Source organism: Paenibacillus sp. 23TSA30-6 (assembly GCF_014858585.1).
Lineage (GTDB): Bacteria > Bacillota > Bacilli > Paenibacillales > Paenibacillaceae > Paenibacillus.
The window spans coordinates 108,792-133,891 of sequence record NZ_SLTL01000004.1 but is presented as its reverse complement, the minus strand read 5'-3'; the positions used below and the strand labels follow the sequence as shown (position 1 = coordinate 133,891).

Annotated in this window: 29 protein-coding genes; 28 read left to right on the top strand and 1 reads right to left on the bottom strand. The window is 49.1% G+C overall.

Going from position 1 to position 25,100, the window contains the following annotated elements:
• Positions 1-131 precede the first annotated feature (131 nt).
• The 9 genes from E0698_RS05180 to E0698_RS05140 all read left to right on the top strand — a co-directional run bounded on the left by E0698_RS05180 (position 132) and on the right by E0698_RS05140 (position 8,011).
• A complete protein-coding gene (locus tag E0698_RS05180) occupies positions 132-407 on the top strand; it encodes a stage VI sporulation protein F (protein ID WP_013310741.1) in 276 nt (91 codons plus the stop codon).
• 183 nt (positions 408-590) lie between these two features.
• A complete protein-coding gene (locus E0698_RS05175) occupies positions 591-1,220 on the top strand; it encodes a hypothetical protein (RefSeq protein WP_134913841.1) in 630 nt (209 codons plus the stop codon).
• Positions 1,221-1,271: 51 nt separating this feature from the next.
• Positions 1,272-1,622, top strand: coding sequence for a 2Fe-2S iron-sulfur cluster-binding protein (locus E0698_RS05170; protein WP_149093587.1), 351 nt, complete (start codon positions 1,272-1,274; stop codon positions 1,620-1,622).
• 207 nt (positions 1,623-1,829) lie between these two features.
• Positions 1,830-2,108, top strand: a complete 279-nt coding sequence (locus tag E0698_RS05165; protein ID WP_025682251.1) for a hypothetical protein — start codon at positions 1,830-1,832, stop codon at positions 2,106-2,108.
• A gap of 13 nt (positions 2,109-2,121) precedes the next feature.
• A complete protein-coding gene (gene spoIVA, locus E0698_RS05160; RefSeq protein ID WP_044646785.1) occupies positions 2,122-3,600 on the top strand; it encodes a stage IV sporulation protein A in 1,479 nt (492 codons plus the stop codon).
• 209 nt (positions 3,601-3,809) lie between these two features.
• Positions 3,810-4,913 carry a sugar ABC transporter substrate-binding protein gene (locus E0698_RS05155; protein WP_192510830.1) on the top strand — a complete coding sequence of 368 codons (1,104 nt, stop codon included), beginning with the start codon at positions 3,810-3,812 and terminating at the stop codon, positions 4,911-4,913.
• Positions 4,914-4,980: 67 nt separating this feature from the next.
• The gene (locus E0698_RS05150) at positions 4,981-6,498 is read left to right on the top strand and encodes a sugar ABC transporter ATP-binding protein (protein WP_149093590.1); all 1,518 of its coding nucleotides are present in this window, start codon (positions 4,981-4,983) and stop codon (positions 6,496-6,498) included.
• Positions 6,495-7,481 carry an ABC transporter permease gene (locus E0698_RS05145; protein WP_149093591.1) on the top strand — a complete coding sequence of 329 codons (987 nt, stop codon included), beginning with the start codon at positions 6,495-6,497 and terminating at the stop codon, positions 7,479-7,481. The genes E0698_RS05150 and E0698_RS05145 overlap by 4 nt, the downstream gene beginning before the upstream one ends.
• 257 nt (positions 7,482-7,738) lie before the next feature.
• On the top strand, positions 7,739-8,011 hold the full coding sequence (locus E0698_RS05140; RefSeq protein ID WP_137063469.1) for an HU family DNA-binding protein: 273 nt from the start codon (positions 7,739-7,741) through the stop codon (positions 8,009-8,011).
• 70 nt (positions 8,012-8,081) lie between these two features.
• Here the strand turns inward: E0698_RS05140 and E0698_RS05135 are convergent, their stop codons facing one another.
• Complete coding sequence (locus E0698_RS05135; protein ID WP_192510829.1) at positions 8,082-8,255, bottom strand: hypothetical protein; 174 nt, start codon at positions 8,253-8,255, stop codon at positions 8,082-8,084.
• 157 nt (positions 8,256-8,412) lie between these two features.
• Between E0698_RS05135 and mtrB the strand changes: the two genes are divergently transcribed.
• The 19 genes from mtrB to trpA all read left to right on the top strand — a co-directional run bounded on the left by mtrB (position 8,413) and on the right by trpA (position 25,064).
• Positions 8,413-8,643 (top strand): trp RNA-binding attenuation protein MtrB, encoded by a 231-nt coding sequence (mtrB, locus tag E0698_RS05130; protein ID WP_134913849.1) that lies wholly within the window; start codon positions 8,413-8,415, stop codon positions 8,641-8,643.
• Positions 8,644-8,739: 96 nt separating this feature from the next.
• Positions 8,740-9,291, top strand: coding sequence for a hypothetical protein (locus E0698_RS05125; protein WP_192510828.1), 552 nt, complete (start codon positions 8,740-8,742; stop codon positions 9,289-9,291).
• 116 nt (positions 9,292-9,407) lie between these two features.
• Positions 9,408-10,277: a heptaprenyl diphosphate synthase component 1 gene (locus E0698_RS05120; RefSeq protein WP_192510827.1), complete on the top strand. Its 870-nt coding sequence runs from the start codon at positions 9,408-9,410 to the stop codon at positions 10,275-10,277.
• 9 nt (positions 10,278-10,286) lie between these two features.
• Positions 10,287-11,015, top strand: coding sequence for a demethylmenaquinone methyltransferase (locus E0698_RS05115; RefSeq protein ID WP_149093594.1), 729 nt, complete (start codon positions 10,287-10,289; stop codon positions 11,013-11,015).
• Positions 11,008-11,883: a UbiA-like polyprenyltransferase gene (locus E0698_RS05110; RefSeq protein ID WP_149093595.1), complete on the top strand. Its 876-nt coding sequence runs from the start codon at positions 11,008-11,010 to the stop codon at positions 11,881-11,883. Before E0698_RS05115 ends, E0698_RS05110 begins: the two co-directional genes overlap by 8 nt.
• The gene (locus tag E0698_RS05105) at positions 11,880-12,542 is read left to right on the top strand and encodes a UbiX family flavin prenyltransferase (RefSeq protein ID WP_025682242.1); all 663 of its coding nucleotides are present in this window, start codon (positions 11,880-11,882) and stop codon (positions 12,540-12,542) included. Before E0698_RS05110 ends, E0698_RS05105 begins: the two co-directional genes overlap by 4 nt.
• Entirely contained in the window at positions 12,499-13,365 is an 867-nt protein-coding gene (locus E0698_RS05100) for a menaquinone biosynthetic enzyme MqnA/MqnD family protein (RefSeq protein ID WP_149093597.1), read from the top strand. Before E0698_RS05105 ends, E0698_RS05100 begins: the two co-directional genes overlap by 44 nt.
• Positions 13,362-14,336 carry a polyprenyl synthetase family protein gene (locus E0698_RS05095; protein WP_192510826.1) on the top strand — a complete coding sequence of 325 codons (975 nt, stop codon included), beginning with the start codon at positions 13,362-13,364 and terminating at the stop codon, positions 14,334-14,336. Before E0698_RS05100 ends, E0698_RS05095 begins: the two co-directional genes overlap by 4 nt.
• 110 nt (positions 14,337-14,446) lie before the next feature.
• The gene (gene ndk / locus E0698_RS05090) at positions 14,447-14,890 is read left to right on the top strand and encodes a nucleoside-diphosphate kinase (RefSeq protein WP_134913865.1); all 444 of its coding nucleotides are present in this window, start codon (positions 14,447-14,449) and stop codon (positions 14,888-14,890) included.
• Between the two features lie 30 nt (positions 14,891-14,920).
• Positions 14,921-15,721: a CheR family methyltransferase gene (locus E0698_RS05085; RefSeq protein ID WP_273041346.1), complete on the top strand. Its 801-nt coding sequence runs from the start codon at positions 14,921-14,923 to the stop codon at positions 15,719-15,721.
• 228 nt (positions 15,722-15,949) lie between these two features.
• Complete coding sequence (gene aroC, locus E0698_RS05080; RefSeq protein WP_149093600.1) at positions 15,950-17,119, top strand: chorismate synthase; 1,170 nt, start codon at positions 15,950-15,952, stop codon at positions 17,117-17,119.
• A 1-nt stretch (position 17,120) separates the two neighbouring features.
• Positions 17,121-18,215: a 3-dehydroquinate synthase gene (gene aroB, locus E0698_RS05075; RefSeq protein WP_134913871.1), complete on the top strand. Its 1,095-nt coding sequence runs from the start codon at positions 17,121-17,123 to the stop codon at positions 18,213-18,215.
• A gap of 2 nt (positions 18,216-18,217) precedes the next feature.
• Entirely contained in the window at positions 18,218-18,592 is a 375-nt protein-coding gene (gene aroH / locus E0698_RS05070) for a chorismate mutase (protein WP_134913873.1), read from the top strand.
• 377 nt (positions 18,593-18,969) lie between these two features.
• The gene (gene trpE / locus E0698_RS05065; RefSeq protein WP_149093602.1) at positions 18,970-20,520 is read left to right on the top strand and encodes an anthranilate synthase component I; all 1,551 of its coding nucleotides are present in this window, start codon (positions 18,970-18,972) and stop codon (positions 20,518-20,520) included.
• A gap of 34 nt (positions 20,521-20,554) precedes the next feature.
• Entirely contained in the window at positions 20,555-21,601 is a 1,047-nt protein-coding gene (gene trpD, locus E0698_RS05060) for an anthranilate phosphoribosyltransferase (RefSeq protein ID WP_149093603.1), read from the top strand.
• Entirely contained in the window at positions 21,591-22,385 is a 795-nt protein-coding gene (gene trpC / locus E0698_RS05055) for an indole-3-glycerol phosphate synthase TrpC (protein ID WP_192510825.1), read from the top strand. The genes trpD and trpC overlap by 11 nt, the downstream gene beginning before the upstream one ends.
• Complete coding sequence (locus E0698_RS05050; protein WP_192510824.1) at positions 22,382-23,068, top strand: phosphoribosylanthranilate isomerase; 687 nt, start codon at positions 22,382-22,384, stop codon at positions 23,066-23,068. Before trpC ends, E0698_RS05050 begins: the two co-directional genes overlap by 4 nt.
• Positions 23,065-24,261: a tryptophan synthase subunit beta gene (gene trpB, locus E0698_RS05045; protein ID WP_134913881.1), complete on the top strand. Its 1,197-nt coding sequence runs from the start codon at positions 23,065-23,067 to the stop codon at positions 24,259-24,261. Before E0698_RS05050 ends, trpB begins: the two co-directional genes overlap by 4 nt.
• On the top strand, positions 24,258-25,064 hold the full coding sequence (gene trpA / locus E0698_RS05040) for a tryptophan synthase subunit alpha (RefSeq protein WP_192510823.1): 807 nt from the start codon (positions 24,258-24,260) through the stop codon (positions 25,062-25,064). The genes trpB and trpA overlap by 4 nt, the downstream gene beginning before the upstream one ends.
• Positions 25,065-25,100: the final 36 nt, after the last annotated feature.

Here is a 25,100-nt window from a genome sequence, read left to right as displayed (position 1 = left end):
GAAAGTAGATTTTATCTACGATTGAGACAGCTTTTTTCAGTTAGGCATAAGGCATGTCTTTTGTAAGCTTAATCACCTTTGACCTCCATCATTCATACACTGAGTTGAGTAATGGCGGAGGAGGGGAGAATGTGAATAAAAACTTTCCGAAAGATGCGTTGAAGGCCATTAACAAAAAAGGTGGCAAAAACATATCTGAAAATGCGGTGAAGAAGCTGGCAGGTACCGTGAAGGCGGACACGCTTCAAAGTGAAGCGCAGTTGCGTCAGCTGATAAAGCAGGTATCTGCGATGGCCAATATTCCGGTGTCGGAAGATACAGTAAGGGATATTGTCGGTGCCGTCAAAAAGAGCGGAATGAATCCTTCCAATATGGAAGCGTTGATGAAAATGATGATGAAAAAATAAAATTCACACTCGTTTACCGGCTGGTTGTATTCTCCGTGAACCGGACAGGTTCACGGCTTTTTTTATTATTTCAGCAGATTCTCGGCTGTTCTCTTATGCATAAAATGTCGAACTGCCATACGTAACATGTTATAATGGTGCCCAACAGGAAACGGGATGATGGACTGAAAGGGAGGAAACAATGTGAAGGAGGCTATATCTTCGCTGCGATTGAACAAGCTACCTCACGAGCTGACAGCTGCGCTGAGCAGCTTGGCGGACGGCTGGGCGTCTATTGCTGTTCCGTGGATGCTGGGAGGAAGCTGTTCGCTGCTTGTGCAGGAGGTTGAGCTGGATCGACTGCCCCGAGATATTGATATTTACGCAGATATTCACGCAGCGAAGCAGCTCCATGCGAAACCACCGGGTGTAATGATCGACCGACAGCAGGTGGATCGTAGTGGTTCGTACGTTTCATTGCTGAGCCATTATGAACTGGAGGGATTTCCAGTTGAGCTTGTGGGCGGTTTCGAGGTGCTGTGTGATGGAGCTTTATATCGATTGGAGGTCGAACGGTTGCTGTGGTCGGCTGGAATCCGGCTTGATCTGGGGCACTCTTCACTGCGTCTGATGCCACTCAGTCATGAGTTGTTATTTAATCTATTACGAAATCGCTCCGACCGATATGAGGCGATAGCGGACGCCATGAAGCGTGATCCGCAGCGACATATAGCGGTGCTGAATCAACTGCTGATCAGCAACATTTGGACAGATGACCAACTGGGTAAGCTGCAAGAGCTTTTGCCTTGGCCCGAGCTGCATTCCAAAAGCTGAATAAGGCTAATTGGCAGATTTCGTGGTTGCTACAAGAATGGAGGACCGTTCATGGATGTGCATATTACGTTTAAGCCGTCAGGCAGGCGCGTACAGGTCGGTCAAGGCACGACATTGCTCCAGGCCGCACGTAAAGCGAACGTGTATATTCCAACCCGTTGTGATGGAAAAGCGGCCTGTCTCATGTGCAAGGTGCATATTTCACAGGAACGGGCTGTACACGCAGGCCAGCCAAGTGATGCAGAGCGTCGCAAGCTGGGACCTTTGCTGGATGAAGGCATCCGCTTGTCCTGTCAGGCTCGCGCCCAGAGTGATGTTGAGGTGACGATACCGGAGGATAGGCTCAAAGCGGCTGTTCGGCGACAGCTTGAGCGTCAGGCGCAGGAAGACGAACTATGGTGAAGCTTTCATCCTAAAGCCTAAACTCAAAAGAATAAGAAACAAAGGATGTTATCCGACGACTTTGATGCTTATACCCCTAAGTGAACGCTCAAAAAAGTGTTCTCAAAATGGGTATGAGTTGCTTAGAGAGTCAGAGAAACATCCTTTTTTTATTATAAATCTAGCGTCGAAGTCATGGGGAAACCCTGCTACGCATATATTAGGTGAGTGGACCCAAACGTAAAATATCGTTTTGCAGTAATCGCTGTGACGAACTCTATTTTTTTCAAAAACCTGAACATATTTTACGGAGGGGATACATATGATGGTATCAGTCCAAATGCATGTACTAGTTTACGCCGTTTCGCCGATTCCATCAGTCTCCTGAATCTCGGCGGCGGACGACTTCCGGGCATTTTAAAGGCTGTTCTGCCGCATCTGGGATCAAGCAGTTGGTTGAACACGAAGCGGATGCTCTTTAAGCATTTTTCCTTCGGAGACTTTTGAGGAGGGGATTTCATTGGAGAAAGTGGACATTTTTAAAGATATTGCCGAACGCACCGGAGGAGATATTTATCTAGGGGTCGTCGGCGCAGTCCGAACAGGTAAATCAACTTTTATCAAGCGGTTTATGGAGACAATTGTTCTGCCGAACATCACAAGTGAGGCGGACCGTGCCCGCGCCGTAGATGAGCTGCCACAAAGTGCGGCAGGGAAAACAATCATGACGACGGAGCCTAAATTCGTACCGAATAATGCTGTCCAGATCAAAGTAACGGAAGGACTGGATGTGAATGTCCGTCTGGTCGACTGTGTAGGATACGCAGTAGAGGGTGCGAAGGGGTACGAGGATGAAAATGGCCCACGGATGATCTCCACGCCATGGTTTGAAGAACCGATTCCGTTTCAGGAAGCGGCGGAGATTGGCACGCGCAAGGTCATTCAGGAGCATTCGACGCTCGGTGTTGTCGTTACGACAGACGGCACGATTGCGGAAATCCCGCGTAGCTCTTATGTAGAGTCGGAAGAGCGAGTCATTGAGGAGTTGAAAGAAGTAGGCAAGCCGTTTGTGCTGGTCATCAATTCCACGCATCCGCGCAGCGATGAAACACTTCAACTTCGCAGTGAGTTGGCGGCCAAGTATGATATTCCTGTCATGACGCTCAGTGCGGCTACGATGACAGAAGATGATGTTACAGGCGTGCTTCGTGAAGTATTATATGAATTCCCGGTGCATGAGGTGAATGTGAATTTGCCGAGCTGGGTTATGGTGCTGAATGAAGATCACTGGCTGCGCAGCAATTATGAGAATTCCGTCCGCGATACGGTAAAAGACATTCGACGCCTGCGTGATGTAGACCGGGTGGTCGGCCAGTTTATGGAGTATGAATTCATCGACAGGGCCGGTCTGAGCGGGATGAATATGGGTCAGGGTGTGGCGGAAATTGATCTGTTCGCACCGGATGAACTGTACGATCAGATTTTGGTTGAGGTGGTCGGGGTAGAGATTCGCGGCAAGGATCATTTGCTGCAAATGATGCAGGATTTTGCCCATGCCAAACGGGAGTATGACCGCTTCGCCGAGGCGCTGGAAATGGTCAAGACAACGGGATATGGCATTGCTGCGCCGTCGTTGTCCGAGATGGCACTAGACGATCCGCAGTTGATTCGTCAGGGTACAAGGTTCGGTGTGCGGCTCAAGGCAACAGCACCTTCCATACACATGATCCGTGTCGATGTGGAATCGGAATTTGCTCCGATTATCGGAACAGAGAAGCAAAGTGAGGAGCTTATGCGCTATCTGATGCAGGATTTTGAGAATGATCCAATCAAAATTTGGGAGTCAGACATTTTCGGACGTTCTCTGCATTCCATTGTACGGGAAGGCATTCAGGGCAAAATCGCCATGATGCCGGACAATGCACGCTACAAGCTTCAGGAAACGTTGGGCCGCATTATTAACGAAGGCTCAGGCGGTCTGATTGCCATCATTCTTTAAGTGTAAGTAAATAAAAATCGTGTAAGAAACAATAACGCAGAGAGCTAACCGCTCTTTGCGTTATTTTGATATGTAATTGTCGTATTTTGTCATAATAGATCGGAAAATATTTTTATATTCATAAAACCTATTTACATACTTGGTTTAACGCGATATATTAAGTATCAAATTTGAATCATTTTGTTGAATGAACGAGGGGGAAACGAAACATGAATATCCAAAAAAACAAGAAGCTAGGACTAGGAGCTATGATGCTGCTGGTGCTGGTTTTGCTGGTCACTGCATGTGGCGCGCCGAAAACAGAGAGCGGTGCTCAAGGGACAAGCAGTACAGGCTCGAACACAACAGATGCCAAAACAGACAGCTTAAATTTAAAAGGCAAACGGGTTGCATTAATTATGGAGTTTAACACAGGCACGTTCTCTCAGCAGTATGTTCAGGGCGTGGAAGAGGAAGTTAAGAAATTTGGAGGCACACTGACCAAGTTTGTAGCAGACAACGACAAGGCAAAAATGGCCTCCTTGCTTGATAGCGCGATTAACCAGCAGTTTGATGTCATTTTGACAGATCATGGTGATGCGTTACTGGAAACAGGGTTGAAAAAAGCGGTTTCCCGCAATATCCCGGTTATCGTCTTCGATGCTGCGGTCAACGTTCCAGGGGCTGTCGTGCTTTCACAAGATGACCAAAGCATGGCCGAGCTGACGCTGGAGCAAATGAAAAAGGATATCGGCGGCAAAGGTAACATTGTAAAAGTGTGGGTTGCTGGGTTTGCACCGATGGAGCGTCGTCAGGTTGCTTACGATAAGTTCTTAAAAGCCAATCCGGATATTAAAGAAATTGCAACTTTTGGCTCAGCTCAGAATCCGGCTTTGGACACACAAGCCAAAATGGAGGCTGTATTGAAACAATATCCTAAGGGTGAAATTACAGCGGTCTGGACTGCTTGGGATGAATTTGCTAAAGGGGCAGCACGCGCCATCCAGCAAGCTGGACGCACGGAAATTAAAGTCTACGGCATTGATATGAGTGACGAGGATCTGCAAATGATTCAGGACCCGAAAAATCCTTGGGTAGCTTCGGCGGCTGTAGATCCGACAGATATCGGACGTGTACAAGTTCGCTATGCATACCAGAAGCTGCACGGGGATACCCCGGAGGAGCAAGTGGTACTGAAGGCGGTATACGTGCAGCGTGAAGCATTGCCAGATAAGCAAATTTCCACATCCGAGCTGTCTCAATATGTAAAGGGATGGGGCCAAAGCGAGCAAGGCTACAAGGATTGGATGAAAGAATATGAAACGGCCAAATAAACTTTAAGATAAAGCACAAGGCGCGCTTCGGCGCGCTTTTATCATAAGCAGGCGTGAGGGAGGTACCATGAGTTCACAAGTGTATACACTGGAAATGAAGAAAATCAGCAAACAGTTTGCTGGTGTGGATGCGCTACGGTCCGTGGATTTTACGGTGCATGGCGGCGAAATTCACGCTCTGCTGGGCGCAAACGGAGCAGGTAAAAGTACACTGATGAAAATTTTATCCGGCGCGTATCGTTCCGATCAGGGGAGCATTGTTGCAGGAGGCAAGGAACTGAGCATTGGTTCGCCGTGGGAGGCGAAGAGAGCGGGAATTCACTGTGTCTATCAGGAAATTGATTCAGCGCTTGTGCCGCAACTGAGCGTTGCGGAGAACATTGTCCTGGATGATTTGTCTGCACCTGAAGGACGCTGGTGGGCTGCGCCGGGTTCCATGCGCAAACGTGCGCGCGAGGCGTTGGAACGGCTGGAGGCAGATATTGACGTAAGGCAATACGTATCTGAGTTGACGTTGGCAGAAAAGCAGCTTGTGCTTATTGCACGTATTTTGACTCAGCAAGCGAATACGATCATCTTCGATGAGCCTACAGCGCCACTCAGTGAAGAAGAAACGCGGCGTTTGTTCCGCACTATTCATACGCTCAAGGCAGAGGGCGTTGCATGTATTCTTATCACCCACCGATTGCCAGAGGTCATTGAACACAGCGACCGCGTTACGGTGATGCGTGATGGAGAGCGAGTGTTCACCGGTGCATCCTCCGATTTGAATGTAGGCGACATCGTTACCCATATGCTTGGTAAAACATTTGAGGAAGAATTTCCGAAAACAGATGCTCCTATCGGTGAAACGGTGCTGGAAGCCAAAGGGCTTCACAAGGGATTACGTGTTCACGGTGTCGATTTGGAGGTCAGACGCGGGGAAATCTTGTCTATCGTAGGTTTGGTCGGTGCGGGCAAAACGGAGCTGTCCCGGCTTCTTACAGGCGCGGATAAGCCCGATAAGGGGAAACTGGTCTTCAAAGGCCGTTCCATTCGTCTGAGAGAGCCTGCGGACGCGATAGTTCAGGGGATTGTGTCCATACCTGAGGAACGGCGCAAGCAAGGTGTATTCATCGAAGAGACGGTAGAACGAAACCTTAGTCTTCCGCTATTAGGCAAGTTGAGTGTACTTGGTTTTATCAGTCGTCGCAAAGAACGTACGAACGGTAGCGAAGTCGTTGCTTCCCTTGGCATTAAGACGCCATCTCTGCGTCAGAATGTTAAATATTTGAGTGGCGGGAATCAGCAAAAGGTTGCGATAGGTAAATGGTTGCATTCCGGGGCAGATGTGTTTGTTTTTGACGAGCCGACCAAGGGTGTGGATATCGGGGCGAAAAGTGATATTTTCCGTATCATTGGTGAATTGGCTGCTCAGGGAAAAGCGGTCATCTATTTAACCTGTGAATTTGCTGAGGGTATCGGCATTGGTGATCGAATTGCAGTGATGTATGACGGAAAAATAATAAAGGAATTTGCGCGGGGCGAAGTGGAGCAGGAAGAGCTTCTGTTGTATGCCAGCGGCGGTGAAGAGGTGCATTCATGAAGGAAAAATGGTTAAACGTCTCATTTCGTTATGGGGCTGTAGTCGTAATTATGGGTGTGTTGGCGTTTTTTTCAGCCACATTGCCCTATTTCTGGACGTACGACAATTTGATGGACATTCTTGGCTCTATTGCGATTGTGACTTTTGTCGCAATTGGTGTGACATTGTCTCTCATCGTGGACGGTTTTGATCTTTCCGTCGGTGCTACGGTATCTCTGACTACCATTGTTTCAGCTTCGCTGATGGTCTGGTATGAGCAGCCCGTTGCGGTGGTCATTATTGTATCTCTGGTTGTCGGTGCAGTCGTGGGACTACTGAACTCATTACTGATCGTAAAGCTTCGTATTCCCGATTTGCTGGCAACCCTTGCGATGATGTATATTGTAAGCGGGATTCATAAAACGTACGCTCAAGGCTACACCATTTATAATCATATGCAGTTTCCTGATGGCAGCAAGGCGCCAGGGGAAATATCTCCTGCTTTTCTTATTTTGGGACAAGGCAAATGGTTGGGGATCCCGATTTCGGTTATATTGCTTCTACTGGCGGTAGCGGCGGTGCATATTTTCTTAACTTACACAAAGCATGGGCGTCAAATGTATGTGACCGGAGGGAATGAGGAAGCTGCTCGTTTGTCGGGCATACGGGTAAAAAAAGTTCGTACACTAGCCTACGTCGCTTCAGGCGTATTTGCAGCCATTGCCGGTATTTTGTATGCTTCGCGGGTAGGATCGGGTCAAATAGATGCAGGTTCTCCCTTGCTGATGGAGGCGGTGGCGGCAGTTTTTGTCGGTTTTTCGGTTTTTGGAGCGGGGAAACCGAATGTCATCGGTACATTTATCGGTGCGGTTTTGATCGGGGTATTGGTGAACGGTCTGACTATGATGAATGTGCAGTATTTTGCTCATGATATCGTCAAAGGAATTGTGCTGGTGCTCGCGCTGGCCGTCACTTTTTATGTGCTAAACCGTCGCCGTACTTGAAATTGTCTGTGGACTGTATTACTATAAACCTTGTTCCACGCAAGAAGGGTGCCATAAAACGCCAGTTTCGGCGATATTGTCTCTATATTGCGGAGGTTAGGTATATTCTATGTATATTTAACGGCGAAACGGAAACAGATGATAACATTATGGAAGGCATATGCCGCCCGGGTTATTTTATACAGGCGACTTCATATCGGTTCTACAACACCGATAACCTTAATGCTGGACTACACTTGAATTGGGAGGTGAATATTATGAATAAAACGGATTTGATCAATCAGGTTTCCGAAAGCACTGAATTGTCCAAAAAAGACGTAACTAAAGCCGTTGACGCTGTATTCGAAGCGATCTCCGGAGCGCTGCAAAGTGGAGACAAGGTGCAACTGGTAGGTTTCGGGAACTTTGAGGTTCGTGAACGTTCCGCACGTAAAGGACGTAACCCGCAAACAGGAGAAGAAATCGAAATCCCTGCGAGCAAAATTCCGGCATTTAAACCGGGTAAAGCGCTCAAGGACGGAATTAAATAAGATTTCTTACATATTCCCATTGCGCTGAAAAGACCGTGAATTTGATTCACGGCCTTTTCTTTTTGTCCTGTTATTCCATAGCAGATGCAATGCGGGACGAAGCAGGGGAAGCGGTTCTGTCGTTCCGTGAAGCATAGGCGATCAGCACCAGCGGTTCACCCGCCAGCTCGGCAAATTCTTGCTCAAGCTGCTGAAGCCGCTCTACTTGGGCAGGACTCAGATTAGCGGGACTATAGTTTTTCATCAGATTCGCTCCTTTCGTTAGCGGATGGGGCTGCACGGATAGTATGGCTCGGGACGCGGTAATTGTTGCAGTTTGTGTCCGAAGCATGTAGTTGACAAAACAAGCTCGAATCTCCATCATAAAAAGTATAGCTTTGGCTCTCAGGGGGGAAATGGATATGGAAGATAATGTGACGGGTAACAGTGATTACGTTGTGATTAAAGCAAAAAGCAACGGATGTCAGGTTTTTGGTCTGACAAGAGGCCAGGATACACGCCTGCATCATTCAGAAAAATTGGACAAGGGTGAGGTGTTGATCGTTCAATTTACAGATCATACCTCTGCTATTAAAATTCGCGGCAAGGCCGTTGTGATGACCAAACACGGAGTCGTGGATACGGAGGATTAAAATGCAGGCATAGCCTGCTTTTTTTTGTTGTACAATGAGAGTGAGGACCTTTACCGTAATAACCCATAACAGGGTAGGGGTCAGGGGAGGCTCTGAATGAAACCTTGGATTGTGCTAAGCGGCTCAATTCTCATAACCACTGCCGCTGCTATACTGCTGCCATCCTTACAGGCGCTGGATTCTGGAACCGCTGCTGTTCGTGAGACACAGGCGACGGTATCGTCGCAGCAGCGGGTGCTGCTGACCGATGACAATCTGGTGGATACGCTGAATGAGCTTCCTTTGACGACACCGATTGCCAGCGTAAGCTGGGAACATTCAGTCCTGACTCTGGATGTAAAGCTGTCCAAGGAAGAAACCGCCCCGCTTGAAATCTATCAAAATATGGCAGAGATTACCACCTTTAGTTTTTATGGAACGACGAATGTAAGGCAATTACTGCTTCGGGTAGTGACGCAGGACGAATGGTCAGGAGAACGTCATCTGCTGCTGGCATCTGATATACGCCGGAACGAGTGGACGAGTGAAGCGCTGGATCAGTTGAGAAGCCGGGAAGGTGCGGACTTGCCGGAGGAACTGAAAGTCCGCTTCCGTATTACGGTAACTCCAATGTGGCAAAGCAGGTTTAACGGTGTATATACAGATTAGGTGTTTCTGTCATTGGACCTACACTACTTTAGTCGCGAATCATTTTAAATTGTGATATAATATAAGGCATTGCAATTATTTGAGTACACCAGAAAGTCATGGCTCGGAGGCTTAGGATGAAACCGTATCGCGTACCCCAATTAGCAAGGAAATATGTGGAATACGACATGATTCAACAACATACGGAAATGCCGGCTTTTCCTGACAGCCGTACCCGCCTGTTGTTTATGTTTTTGAACCGGAATGCGCAGGAGCTACATACAAGCGAGGATGAACTATACGCACTGGTCACCTCACTCGTGCAGATGGGGCTGGATACGCATGATATGATTGATACTTTATCCGGCATACGGAGTCCGGAGGAAATGCGTTCCAGACAGCTTAAAGTGTTGGCCGGGGACTATTTTAGCAGCCGTTTTTATCAGTTGCTCGCATTGGCAGGTCGCATTACAGCCATTTCGAAGCTGAGTGATGCGGTGTGTGAAGTGAATGCAGGTAAAATGAGCCTGTATTGGGAGATGAAGCATTTTCGTCTGAATGCGGCACAGTATTTAACTCATATGGTTCGTTTTAAAAAGGAGCTTTTTCTATCCTTTACTTCACTTGTGGCAGAACAGGATCGGGAAGTTTGGGAGCAGCTTCTCAACGAATTTGCCCTCTGTGATACGTTGGCAGAGGAATGGGACAAGCGTGCAGAACCGGACAAATCCCGTTTCGGATATATGTTCTGGCATGTTTACGGTAAAGGTGACCAGAACGAACGGGAGCTGCTCTCAGAGAATAGTCCAGACGCGGATGCATGGCGCAAGCTTGTTCTGAAGTACAAGGCCGAGGATGCGGTACTGGACAGGCTCCGAACGGCTATTACACACATCCGGCAGATCCTGTCAGATGATCAAAATACGGGGATTGAGGAATTCGAACGCATGCTGGAGCCTTTCCTGAAGCTGCTGAATAGTCCACACCCGGTTGTGAGGGAAGGTTAGGTGAACGTCATGGGATCAAGCGACACCAAGCCGAAAGAGCAATTCGTTCACGGCGTGTTTGAAAGCATCGCAGGTAAATACGACTTGATGAACGATATACTGAGCTTTCGCAGACATAAGGCTTGGCGTAAATTTACGATGAAAAAAATGAATATGCACCATGGGGATACGGCAATCGACCTATGCTGTGGTACATGTGACTGGACGCTCGCGATGGCGCGTGCAAGTGAAAGTGGTCACATCGTAGGGCTGGATTTTAGCCAGAACATGCTGAATGTAGGCGAACGCAAGATTGCATCGGAAGCCCGTGAAAAGCAAATCACGCTTGTTCAGGGTAACGCGATGGAACTCCCTTTTGAAGACAATTTTTTTGACTACGCAACGATTGGCTTTGGTCTGCGTAATGTGCCTGATCTGCGCCGCGTTTTAGAGGAAATGCAGCGTGTCGTCAAACCGGGCGGGCAGGTCGTATGTCTGGAATTGTCCAAGCCTACATGGCAGCCGTTCAAGGGGATTTACTATTCATACTTTAAACACATCTTGCCCATGCTCGGCAAATTGTTCGCCAAACGTTATGAGCAATACAAATGGCTCCCTGATTCGTTGGCGCTTTTTCCGGGAAGGGATGAGCTGGCTGGCATCTTCCGTGAAGTCGGACTAAAGGATATACAGGCTCATTCTCTCACTGGAGGCATTGCGGCATTGCATATTGGAATCAAGGAGAGTCAGCATGTTTAAGAAAATTGCTATTTTTTTGGAAATGATTAAAATTGAACATACGTTATTTGCGCTCCCATTTGCATTTATGGGGGCTGTATTAGGGTCAGTTGTCGTGACAGGCACGCTTCCTTCATGGTCACAGATCGGATGGATCTTGCTGGCTATGGTCGGCGCACGTAGCGCTGCTTTTGGCTTCAATCGCATGATTGACCGTGTAATTGACGGGAAAAATCCGCGTACGGCAGGGCGTGCCATTCCGGCGGGGCTGCTCAAGTCGAGCGAAGTTGTGATTTTCATCATCGTCAGTTTGGTACTGTTGTTCTGGGCATCGTTCAAGTTAAGTCCGCTGGCGTTCAAGCTGTTCCCGCTGGCCTTTTTTATGCTTGTTTTTTACTCTTATACCAAGCGTTTTACTTGGCTTTGTCATATCGTACTCGGTCTGACAATCGGATTGGCGCCGCTGGGCGCGTGGGTCGCCGTGACGGGACAAATCGATTTAATCGCTATCGTATTATATCTCACGATTGCATTTTGGACGGCTGGATTTGACATTATATATGCTTGTCAGGATATTGATTTTGATCAGAACGAGGGCGTTTATTCCATTCCTGCCCGCTTTGGTGTGTCGGGTGCCCTTAATATGGCTCGGGCATTCCATGTCATTACGGCGATCGGATTTATTGTGCTGTTCTTTATTACAGATTTAAGCTGGTGGTATCTGGCGGGCATGATTATTTCGTACATTATCTTATTCTATGAGCACTATATCGTATCTCCGAAGGACCTGAGTCGTTTGCAGACGGCGTTCTTTACGATGAACGGTGTACTAAGCATGGTCGTATTTGCTTTTACACTGATTGATTTGGTGGTGCGTCAATACTTATGAATCATAATCAGGTGAGCAACCATCAAGGCAAACGAATCGTTATTGGCATTACAGGCGCGAGCGGAAGCATTTATGGAGTACGGCTGGTAGAAACACTGCTGGATTTGCAGTACACAGTTCACCTGATTGTTTCCAACGCCGGCTGGCGGGTACTGAAAGAGGAATTAGGCTGGAACGTAACTGACCGGGAGGGGGCTCTGAATGACAAATTCGGGGGCCGTCCCGGTTCTCTTGTATACCATCCGTTCACGGATATTGGCGCTTCGATTGCGAGTGGCTCTTACCTGGTGGATGCGATGGTTATCATGCCCTGCTCGATGGGAACGTTGTCCGCAGTGGCGCACGGCTCGTCCGATAATCTCATGGCGCGAGCAGCAGACGTGATGATGAAGGAAGGCCGTCCGCTCATTCTGGTGCCTCGTGAGACGCCGCTACATGCCATTCATTTGGAAAATATGCTTAAGCTTGCAAGGCTCGGGGTCAAAATGATTCCGGCTATGCCGGCTTTTTACTTTCATCCTAAGACGCTGGATGATATCGTACTGTTCCTCGTAGGCAAAGTTTTGGACAGCTTGCGTATCGAACATCAACTGTTTACGAGATGGGGGGATTCCGATGCCGACACCGGACACCAAGACAATCACAATCGGAAAAATTAAATACACAAACGCTTGGCCCATTTTTCATTATTTTAATCCTTCACAGCTTCTCTATCCGGCGGAACTGGTTTCTAAAGTCCCGGCGGAACTGAACCGAAGTATGCTGAAAGGAGATCTGGATATCAGCGCGATGTCCTCCTTTGCTTATGCATCCGGTGCCGAGGATATGCTGCTGTTGCCGGATCTGTCTGTCAGTGCGGACGGTCCTGTGCAATCCATTTTGCTGTTCTCACGCAAGCCGCTGGATGAAATCAAAAACGGAACGATTGCGTTGACGAATACGTCTGCTACATCCGTGAATTTGTTAAAAATTTTAATGGAGAAGGCGTGGGAAGGCCAACCTTCCTATTTCGACTGCGAGCCGGATCTGGATTTGATGCTGGGGCAGGCGGATGCAGGGCTGCTGATTGGAGATCACGCGATCAAGGCATCCTGGCGGCGTGATGGCCTGTACGTTACCGATCTCGGAGAAGAGTGGAAACGCTGGACAGGGTACAGCATGACCTTTGCCGTATGGGCAGTGCGCCGTCCTTTTGCTACACAGAATCCTGATGCGGTGGCTGAAGTAGCAGATGCGTTTCGTGCAAGCAAGCAGCGCAGCCTGTCTGATCTGACGTCTGTTATTTCCGAAGCCTGCAAGGAAATTGGGGGCCTGCGGGATTATTGGGAGCGCTACTTTACTAATCTGTGTTATGATTTTGGAGAGAAGGAACAAAAGGGCTTAGAGCTTTATTTTCAGTATGCACATGAACTGGGGCTGCTTGACCGACGAGTGAAGCCGCTTCTCTGGAGTGACAATACGCTGACACGGGTGAAAGAATGAAACGATTGGAATTGTTCGGTTTATTAAAGAAGGATATGAACTTCATAGAAGAAGAGCTATACCGCAGCATCGACAGCACGGAGCCGTTGATTAATGATACGTCGCTTCATTTGCTCAAGGCGGGAGGCAAGCGTTTGCGGCCGGTCTTTGTGCTGCTGGGAGGCAAGTTTGGGGAATACGATCTGGACAAGCTCAAACGCATAGCAGTACCGCTGGAACTTATTCATTCTGCTTCCCTCGTTCACGACGATGTGATTGACGATGCGGAGATGAGGCGTGGCCAGCCAACTGTGAAGTCCAAATGGGACAATCGGGTGGCCATGTACACCGGAGACTACATATATGCACGTGCGCTTTCGATAGCCGCAGGACTGCCGAATCCGGACATTCACCGGGTATTGTCCAAGGCGCTGGTGCAAATGTCCATCGGTGAAATGGAACAAATCCGCGATTTTTTTAATGTCGATCAGAGTGTACGTAATTACTTGCTTCGCATACGTCGCAAAACGGCATTGTTGATTGCGGTCAGCTGCCAATTGGGAGCTATGGCTGCGGGTGCGCGGGAAAGAGTGAATTCCCTGTTGTATACTTATGGCTACAATGTGGGTATGGCTTTTCAAATTCAGGACGATTTGCTCGATCTGTGTGGCACGGAAAAAAAGATTGGCAAACCGCCAGGCAGTGATATGAGACAGGGAAACATTACGCTTCCGGTCATTTATGCGCTTGGACAGCCTGAGCTGCGCGACGATCTATTGGCTGAAATCGGTCGTATTCAGGCCGGGGACGGGCAGGGAGATGCACGCAAAGCGGTGGATATAATTAAAAAAAGTGAAGGAATCGCTAAAGCGGAAATTCTCGCCGACCGATATATTAAAAAAGCGCTACACGCGCTGGACTTACTACCAGATGTCAAAACGAAAAAGACGCTGCGCGATATTGCTCATTTTGTGACCCGCCGCTCCTACTAAAGTTGTGTTTTGGGTTTGCTATGACAAAATACTTTAACCGTTTCCAAGCTTTCTGTTACAATACAGTTTAGTACTGTATAAATACATTAGATTGGATTGGGAGTGAGCCGATGGATCGTACGTTTTTGATGGTTAAACCGGATGGAGTACAACGTGGACTAATTGGACGTATTATTAGTCGTTTGGAGGACAAAGGCTTCAAAATGACGGCTGGCAAACTTGTGCAGGTATCTAAAGAACAGGCGGAACGGCATTATGCAGAGCATGTGGGCAAGCCTTTTTTTGAAGAGCTTGTAGGCTTTATCACTTCTGGTCCTGTATTCGCCATGGTTTGGGAAGGGGATAACATCGTTACCCTGTCTCGCCTGTTGATTGGTAAAACACAAGTGACAGAGGCTCTTCCGGGCACGATCCGGGGAGACTTTGCTGCACATACACCGTTTAACCTCATTCACGGTTCAGATTCACCGGAGAGCGCGGAGCGCGAGATTGCGAATTTTTTCACGCCGGAGGAATCGGTTCGGTACGAAAAAAGTGTGGCGACCTGGGTGTAAGTATAATCTCGTATGAAGAAGGATGGTAGCATGACGGATATGGAACTGGGTCAGACGGACCCCGATTACACAGCGTTTATCCGCAAAATCAAGGACAGCACAGGTATTGATCTTGCACAATACAAGGAAGCACAGATGAAAAGGCGGTTAACGACGCTTCGCAACAAAAACGGGTTTCCCAGTTTTGTTTCTTTTTATGATGCCATGATGAAAGAAAAGCCCCTGTTCTATGAATTTTTGGATCGGATGACGATCAATGTTTCAGAGTTTTGGCGTAATCCCAATCGGTGGGAAGTGCTGCGGGATACGATTTTGCCACAGCTGCTTGCAGGCAAGCAGAAGCTCAAGCTGTGGAGTGCGGCCTGCTCGACTGGTGAGGAGCCGTACAGCTTGGCTATGGTGCTGGACGGCAAGGGAATTTTGGGGAATTGCTCCATAACGGCTTCTGACATTGATGACGGCGCACTGGCTAAGGCCAAGGAAGGCAGATATTTAGAGCGTTCGCTCAAGGATGTGCCTGAGCAGGTAGCTAGTAAGTATTTCAAGCCGGATGGTGCGATGTATCGAATTGATGATCGTTTGAAGCAGGCTGTGAAATTTCAAAAGCAAAATTTGCTGCTGGATCGGTTTGATGACGGCTACGATCTCATTATCTGCCGTAATGTCATGATTTATTTTACGGAAGAGGCCAAGCATAAGCTGTACCAGAAGTTTGCAGCCAGTCTTCGTCCCGGCGGCGTGCTGTTTGTCGGCAGTACAGAGCAAATTTTTTCTCCAAACCAATATGGTCTGGAATCGACGGAAACCTTTTTTTATCGTAAAAAAGCATAAGCCCGTACATACAGCCCATTGTTCGTAGCTCGTTGAGTTCTAACAATGGATACGTTGGCTATTGGCTTATCAGGAGCGCACGTTCTTTGGCTTTGACCAAAGGGCGTGTTTTTTGTTTATCTGCACTCTCGTGGCTTTTCTTGTCAAAGAAAGGTGCGTATACTATAATGAAGCACAGTTAAAGATTTTAGTGATGCACAGTTTAACAGTTTAAAGGGGGAACGCGTCATGAGTTTACGTTACTTAACCGCGGGGGAAACGCATGGTCCCCAGCTTACTGCGATTGTAGAGGGCATGCCGAGCAATTTAAAATTGGATTTTGAAGAATTGAATTTTCAGCTACACCGTCGTCAGAAGGGGTATGGACGGGGACGGCGTATGCAGATTGAAAAGGATACGGCCAACATTGCCGGAGGCGTTCGTCACGGGTATACCACAGGTGCGCCGATTGCCCTGATTGTGGAAAACAACGATTGGAAGCATTGGCAGAACATTATGAATATTGAGCCCATCGAAGGCAGTGACGAGGAAAAGCGCCGGGTTCACCGTCCGCGTCCGGGTCATGCAGATCTGAACGGCGGATTGAAATACAATCTGAAGGATCTGCGCAACGTGCTGGAACGTTCCAGTGCCCGTGAGACGGCAATTCGTGTTGCTTGCGGCGGTTTGGCCCGTCAATTGCTGGCAGAGTTCGGAATCAAGGTGGCTGGGCAGGTTATCCGCATTGGAGAAATCGAGGCACCTTACCGTGAGTTGCCTATTGACGAGCTGATTGCCGTGACAGAAGCCTCTTCGGTGAGAGTAACCGATCCGGAAACGGAAAAGAAAATGGAAGCCTACATTGACCTTATCAAGCAAGAAGGCGATTCAGTTGGTGGCGTAGTGGAATGTATCGTGGAAGGTGTTCCGATTGGTCTCGGCAGTCATGTACAGCATGATCGGAAGCTGGATGCACGCATTGCCCAAGGAGTCATGTCCATTAATGCGTTCAAAGGCGTGGAAATCGGTATCGGCTTTGAAGCTGGAGAGCTGCGTGGTTCGCAGGTGCATGATGAGATTTTACATGATGACGAACGTGGATATCATCGCCGTACCAATCGTTTGGGCGGTTTCGAGGGTGGGATGACCAACGGAATGCCTGTCGTGGTTCGTGGCGTGATGAAGCCGATCCCGACGCTGTATAAGCCGCTGCAAAGCGTGGATATTGATACGAAGGAAGCGTTCACCGCTCAGGTTGAGCGTTCGGATGCATGTGCCGTACCAGCGGCAAGTGTGGTTATGGAGCATGTTGTAGCCTGGGAGATTGCCAAGGCTTTGCTTGAAAAATTCGGCGGGGATTCCATTGAAGAGATCCGTGCGAACATTGCATCCTACGAAGAACAACTGGGACGGTACTGAGATGAGTACGCTGACGGTACAACTTGGGGAACGTTCCTATCCCATTCATATCGAACGTGGACTGTTACATCGGGCAGGAGCGTTGTTGAGCGAACGAGGAATTGCGCAAAAAAGTCCATTGTTGATTGTCTCTGATGAAAATGTAGCAGCTTTTTATTTGGCGACACTGGAGAGCAACCTTCAGGCAGCAGGGTACAAGACGGTTTCCATCGTCGTCAAGCCGGGTGAAAAGTCCAAATCGCTTGCTGTGTATGAGCAGGTGATTACAGCAGCTATCGAGGGCGGTTTGGATCGCAATTCAGCCGTTATCGCACTTGGCGGTGGCGTAGTGGGTGATCTGGCCGGATTTGTGGCGGCTTCTTTTATGAGAGGCGTCAAGTTCGTACAGATTCCAACTACAATCCTTGCGCATGACAGCAGCGTGGGCGGCAAGGTCGGCATCAATCATCCTTTGGCTAAGAATATGATTGGAGCTTTCCATCAGCCGGAATTGGTATTGTATGACGTGGATACGTTGTCTACATTGCCTCCGCGCGAGGTATCTGCCGGGCTGGCTGAAATGATCAAACATGGATTGATCTGGGATGCTGATTTTGCCCACTGGTGCCGCGATTATGCGGCTGACTTGCTGGCTTTGGACGCGGCAGCCCTGGAGTATGGGCTGGAGAAGGGCTGTTCTGTGAAAGCCGAAGTGGTGTCGCGCGATGAACGTGAAAACGATTTACGCGCTATTCTAAACCTCGGTCACACCATTGGTCATGCGATAGAGGCGATTGCGGGGTATGGCGAATTTTTACACGGGGAAGCGATTTCTATTGGTATGGTCGGCTCTGCACTTCTGGGTGTGAAGCTGGGGGCAGATCCTTCTTTGGTAACAGAAACGAGGGATATGCTGGCTTCGCTTCGTTTACCGACTTCTCTTCCCGCTCATCTCGAAACAGATCGTCTGCTGGATGCGATGATGCATGACAAAAAGTTTAAGGAAGGCAGTATTACTTTTGTCGTCCCACGCAGCATCGGGCGTGTGGAGGTAGTGAAGGATATTTCCGTCTCTTACATCCGACAAGTAATTGAACAGCTAAAAGAGGAGGCGTAACGATGTACAATCGTGGAATTCGTGGGGCGACGACCGTAGCGAACAATGAAGAAAACGAAATTTTGGAAGCCACATGTCTTCTGTTGGAGGAAATTGTGTCCTACAATGAAGTGCAGCCGGAGGATATTAGCAACGTATGGATTACGGTGACCCACGATCTGAATGCTACTTTCCCGGCGAAGGCGATCCGCCAGCTAGACGGTTGGGATATGGTTCCGCTTATGTGTTCGTTGGAAATTCCCGTAGAGGGCAGCTTGCCAAAATGCATCCGTTTGATGGTACAGGTAAATACCGTTAAAACACAGCGGGAAATCAAACATGTTTATTTGAACGGAGCGCAGGCGCTAAGACCGGATTTGGCTTCCCAAGGGAAGTAATCGCCTGTTTTTAAAGTTGATGGTTGCCAAAGTAACATCGTATGAGATATAGTGTTTGTAGCAGAGTTGAGTAGAGTTAGCCAGAGTTAAGTTGAGATGAGAAGAGTGCAGTTGAGCCAATTCCATATGAAGATTACAGAGACCAGCGGTAGCGGGTAAGCCTTTGTCCACGGAGAATGTTTCTGGGGGAGGTGCTTATTTGAAGTAACCCAGGTTATACAAAGGGATGAGTGTATACTTTGTATATTTGCTGTAGTCATTTTGTATATGGTAGCATTCTTATAATTTCAATAACTGACAGCCTCTACCTTCCGGGTGGAGGCTTTTTTATGTTCTCTCCTTTGGGTTCTGCGCCAATTTGGAAAGGAAGTGATCTCATGTTAACGCCGCATGTGGAGCAAGTGATAACGATGGCGAATGAATTTAACCTGATTCCTGTGTACAAAAAAGTGCTGGCCGATATGGAGACGCCAATTCGGATTTTCCGTCGATATGCTGAGCGGGACCGGGCCTTTCTGCTGGAGAGTGTAGAGGGAGGCGAGCAATGGGCGCGACATTCATTCATCGGGACCGACCCGTTCCTGATGGTTTCCGGCAAAAAAGGCCGTTTAATCCTGGAACAGCATGGTAAGCGACAAATATTAAACGACAAGCCGCTTGAAGCGCTCAAGGCGTTGCTTCGCAAGTACCGTAGCCCGAAGCTGAAAGAGATGCCTCCATTTACAGGCGGGGCCATCGGATTTTTTGGATATGATTTGCTGCAATACTATGAAAAACTGCCAGAACATGCAGTAGATGATTTGAATATGGATGATATTCGTTTTATGTTCTGTGATCAAGTTATCGTCTTTGACCACGTGAAGCAGCAAATTTTGCTGGTCGGCAATGTTCATGTAGGCGAAGGCTACAGTGATGAGGACATCCGCGCTGCTTATGCCGAGGTGGAACGCAAGCTGGAAGCAACGGCGCAGTATCTGCGTAAGCAGACACCGCCAGAGACATTGGGGGCAGCCTCGATTCCTGATGATGTGGAGCTGGGTGAGATTCAATCGAATGTGACGAAGGAGCAGTTTATTTCAAACGTGGAGCAGGCAAAGGAATATATCCGCTCAGGCGATATTTTTCAAGTCGTGCTATCCCAGCGCTTTCACATTGATACAGATGCCTCTCCTTTACAGGTATACCGCGTGCTGCGCACGATGAACCCGTCTCCGTATATGTATTATTTGAAAATGGATGACGAGATCATCGTGGGCACTTCGCCGGAGGCGCTCGTCAAGGTGGAAAACGGTCGGGTGGAAACCCGTCCTATTGCCGGAACGAGGCCGCGTGGCGTGACGGAAACAGAAGATATAGCGCTCGCCGAAGAGCTGCTGAAGGATGAAAAAGAACGTGCCGAGCATCTGATGCTGGTCGATTTGGGAAGAAATGATCTGGGACGTGTATCTCAGTTCGGTACGGTCAAATGCGATACGTTTATGGAAATTGAACGCTATTCCCACGTGATGCACATTGTATCCAATGTATCGGGTAAGCTGCGCGAAGATAAAGATTTTTTCGATGCGTTCCTGTCCTGCCTGCCAGCGGGCACGGTATCGGGGGCTCCGAAGCTGCGGGCGATGGAGATTATTGCCGAGCTGGAGCGGGAAGCGCGCGGTCCGTATGCAGGAGCCATCGGATATTTGGGCTTCTCGGGCAATATGGATACTTGCATTACGATTCGTACGATTGTGTTTAAAAAGAACCGGGCCTATGTTCAGGCGGGTGCAGGGATTGTGTGGGACTCGGTTCCGGAAAGCGAGTATCAGGAGACGGTGAACAAGGCCAAGGCGATGCTGAAAGCGATCCGCACGGCTGAAGCGATGTTCCCGGCGACGGTACAGCCCTACAACAGCGTCATCAACCAGGATTATTTGTACACTCCGTAACATACAAAAATCTGATTTTGAGGAGGAGACGACGATGGAACGACATGACATGATGCAAGTGGGGTTAAGCCGGGTCATTGAGGGACAGCATCTTTCACGTACGGAGGCCCGCGGCGTGATGGAACAGATTATGAGTGGGAGTGCCACGCAGGCGCAAATTGGTGGGCTGCTGACGGCTCTGCGCATCAAGGGGGAGACGGTGGATGAAATCACCGGATTTGCCGAAGCTATGCGCAGCTATGCCAGTCCGGTGCAAATCGGAGAAGGTGATACCCATTTGCTGGACACATGTGGAACCGGAGGTTCGGGTATTCACAAGTTTAATATTTCCACGATATCCGCTATTATTGCGGCTTCGGTATCTGTACGCGTAGCGAAGCATGGCAATCGCTCTGCAAGCGGACGTGCCGGGAGCGCCGATGTGCTGGAGGCCCTAGGGGTCAATATCCATTTGACGAGTGATCAGGCGCGGTCATGTCTGGATCGTATCGGCATCTGCTTTTTATTTGCGCAGTTGTACCATCCGTCTATGAAGCATGCTGCCGCTCCACGCAGGGAGCTTGGAGTACGAACGGTGTTTAACATGCTCGGTCCCTTGACGAATCCGGCAGGTGCGGATCGCCAGTTGCTGGGCATTTATGACGCGGGAAAAACGGAAGTGATCGCTGAGGTGCTGAATCGACTCGGCTCCAAGCGGGCCATGGTCGTAAGCAGTCTGGACGGATTGGATGAAATCAGCATTTCGGCACCGACACGGGTATCTGAGTTGAAGGATGGTCAGGTTCATACGTTTGAACTTAACCCGTCGGATCTGGGTTTACAGACGCACCGTCTCGATGAAGTGCTGGGTGGGGACGCCCATGTTAACGCCGACATTATAGGTCGGATTTTGAACGGGGAGCGGGGAGCTTATCGGGACGTCGTGTTAGCGAATGCCGGCGCGTGCATCTATGTATCGGGCGCAGCAGCTACCTTAACGGACGGAGTAGCACGAGCGGCTGAAGCTATTGACTCGGGGCTGGCCCTGTCCAAGCTGGATCAATTAATACAGGCAACGGGGGAATATCAATATGTATCTTGATCGAATTGTAGTGACGAAGCGACAAGAAGTGGAGCAGCTTAAGGAGTATTTTCAAATCAGTGAAGCCGAACGATTGGTTGCCGATTTACCTGCGACGAGAGGGTTCGAGGATGCTATAGCTCTGCGTCGCAACCGTCCGCTCGGACTGATTGCCGAAGTGAAGAAGGCTTCCCCCTCCAAAGGGTTGATCCGACCGGATTTTCATCCGGTGGACATTGCACGGGCATATGAGGAAGCTGGAGCCGATTGTATTTCTGTCTTGACGGATGTGACGTACTTTCAGGGGAGTTCTGAATATTTGCACCAAATTCGTGAACAGGTAAAGATTCCGCTGCTGCGCAAGGATTTTATCATTGATGAACGGCAAATTTATGAAGCTCGTCTGCTGGGAGCGGATGCGGTGCTGTTGATTGCGGCTATACTGGAGCCACGTGTTTTGGGGTCATTTTTACAGATTGCTAAGAACCTAGGGCTGGACGCATTGGTAGAGGTGCATGACAGTGAGGAGCTTAAAGCTGTGCTGGATCTGGGGACAGCTACCTTGATTGGCGTGAACAACCGAAATTTGAGGACATTTGAGACCCGCCTCCAGACGACAGAGGAGTTGATCTCACTGATTCCTAAAGGAGTTACGTTTATTAGCGAAAGCGGCATTGCCGGACCCGAAGATGTAAAGTATTTACATTCGGTAGGTGCACACGGCATCCTGGTAGGGGAGCATCTGATGCGCAAGGATGATGTAGGACAGGCTGTAGCCGATTTGATGGACGGGGTTAGAGCATGAACAAAACGGGCGTAAAAATTTGTGGACTTCAAAGCGTTGAAGTGCTAAAATCTATGGTAAACTTACCGGTCGATTATATAGGTTTTGTGTTTGCCGACAGCAAGCGCCGGATTGACGGCGCGCAGGCTGGAGAGCTGCTTCGCGTATTGGATGAATGGACCCCAGGCAGCAGACCGCGCAGCGTGGGCGTATTTGTGAACCCTGATGATGCACTGTTAAATGATGTCATGGAGAAAGCACCATTAGATGTCATTCAACTGCACGGGCAGGAGAGTCCGCAGCGCTGCCGGGAGATCAGGGAGCATTTTGGCGTACAGGTATTCAAGGCATGGTCTGTGGATAGTAAAGGGCAGACGGTGAAGGGCGAGACAGAACGCCCGACGGACGAATTGGATGCCTATGTCGGGACGATTGACGCTTTACTGCTGGATACATATGATCCCTTGTATGGTGGCGGCTCCGGCAAAACGTTTGCGTGGGATCGGATTCCTGCCTATCATGCTTGGACCCAACAACATGGAATTCCTTTGTTTGTAGCCGGCGGGCTGACTGCCGATAATGCGGAAAAGCTGGTTACCGAGTATCATCCCGAAGGGCTGGATGTGTCCAGCGGTGTAGAGACGGATGGAGTCAAGGACATTGCAAAAATCACAGCATTCGTAGAAAGGGTGAAGCAGGCATGACACAATTACCTGATAACAACGGACGTTTTGGAACATTTGGCGGACGTTTTGTACCGGAAACGTTGATGAACGCACTGATTGAATTGGAGGAATCCTACCGGAAGTATGCGGATGATCCTGATTTTAACGCTGAGCTGAACGGACTGCTAAAGGATTATTCGGGCCGGGAAACGCCGCTCTATTATGCGGAGCGTCTGAGTCAGCATTTGGGCAAGGCTAAAATTTACTTGAAACGCGAAGATCTGAACCATACCGGAGCCCACAAAATTAATAATGCGCTGGCGCAGGGACTGCTGGCGAAGCGTATGGGCAAGCAGAAGGTCATTGCCGAAACAGGCGCAGGCCAGCATGGTGTTGCGACGGCGACTGTCGCGGCATTGCTCGGACTGGAGTGCAAGGTGTTCATGGGAGAAGAGGATACCGTACGCCAGCAGCTAAATGTATTCCGTATGCAACTATTAGGTGCAGAGGTCATTCCGGTTACATCGGGCACACGTACACTCAAGGATGCCGGGAATGAAGCTTTGCGGTATTGGGTGAGCCATGTCCATGATACGTTCTATATTTTGGGCTCGGCGGTCGGACCACATCCGTATCCAATGATGGTGCGCAACTTCCAGCGTGTCATTGGCGACGAAACCCGCCGTCAAATTCTCGAAAAAGAAGGCAGACTTCCAGATGTCGTGGTAGCGGCGATTGGTGGCGGAAGTAATGCCATCGGTATGTTCTATCCATTTATCGAGGATCACGAGGTTGCCTTGCTTGGGGTTGAGGCGGCTGGAAAAGGCGTGGAAACGGAATTTCATGCAGCAACGATGAGCAAGGGAACGCAAGGTGTCTTCCAAGGCTCAATGAGCTATCTGCTTCAGGATGAATATGGACAGGTACAGCCTGCGCATTCCATCTCGGCGGGATTGGACTATCCGGGTGTTGGACCGGAGCATTCGTATTTGAAGGATATCGAGCGGGCCAAGTATGTTCCGATTACCGATCAGGAAGCGCTGGATGCTCTCCAATTGTTATGCCGCACGGAAGGTATTCTTCCGGCATTGGAGTCGGCACATGCAGTCGCGCAGGTCGTTAAACTGGCACCTGCCTTGACGGCGGATGATATTATTGTTATCTGTTTATCGGGTCGTGGTGACAAAGATGTGGACTCCATTATTAAGCATTTGGGAGGAAATCCGTCATGAATTTAATTGATCAGGTGTTTGGACGCCTCAAAAATGAAGGCAAAACGGCATTAATTCCTTTCTTGACGGTAGGCGATCCGGATGTCGACACGACGGTAGAAATCATTCGGCAACTGGAGTCGGCCGGAGCCGATATATTGGAGCTGGGCGTGCCATATTCGGACCCGCTGGCTGACGGACCTGTCATTCAGCGTGCGTCTGAGCGTGCGTTGAAACGGCAAATCTCGATCCGCACGTGTATGGAGACGGCTTCTTTGGCCCGGGCGGCGGGATCAAGCCTGCCTTTTATTTTGTTCACGTATTATAATCCTGTGTTGCAGATGGGCATGGATGCTTTCTTTGCAGGCTTGCAGAAGCATGGCATCAGCGGTCTGATTATTCCCGATCTTCCACTTGAGGAAGCAGAAGAGCTGGGAGGACGGGCGGCAGAGGTTGGTGTACATCTGATTCCGTTGGTGGCTCCAACTTCTGAACAGCGGATTGAACGAATTGTTCGTCAAGCACGCGGATTTGTATACTGTGTATCCTCCCTTGGGGTGACCGGGGAAAGAGCTTCCTTTTTTGAGGGTATAGAGGGCTTCATCGAGCAGGTCAAGCGGCATACGGATATTCCGGTAGCGGTTGGGTTCGGTATCTCCACCCGGGAGCAGGTAATTCGTTTTTCGGACATTTGCGATGGAGTTGTCGTCGGAAGTGCCATTGTGCGTCAGGTGGAGGAAGCTATCCCGTTGCTGGACGATTCTGCGCGCAGAGAAGAGGGGCTTTTCCAAATTCGCAATTTTGTGGCACAATTAAAGCAGTAAACTGGCGTCAATATAGAAAGCAGCAAATTTAGTTTT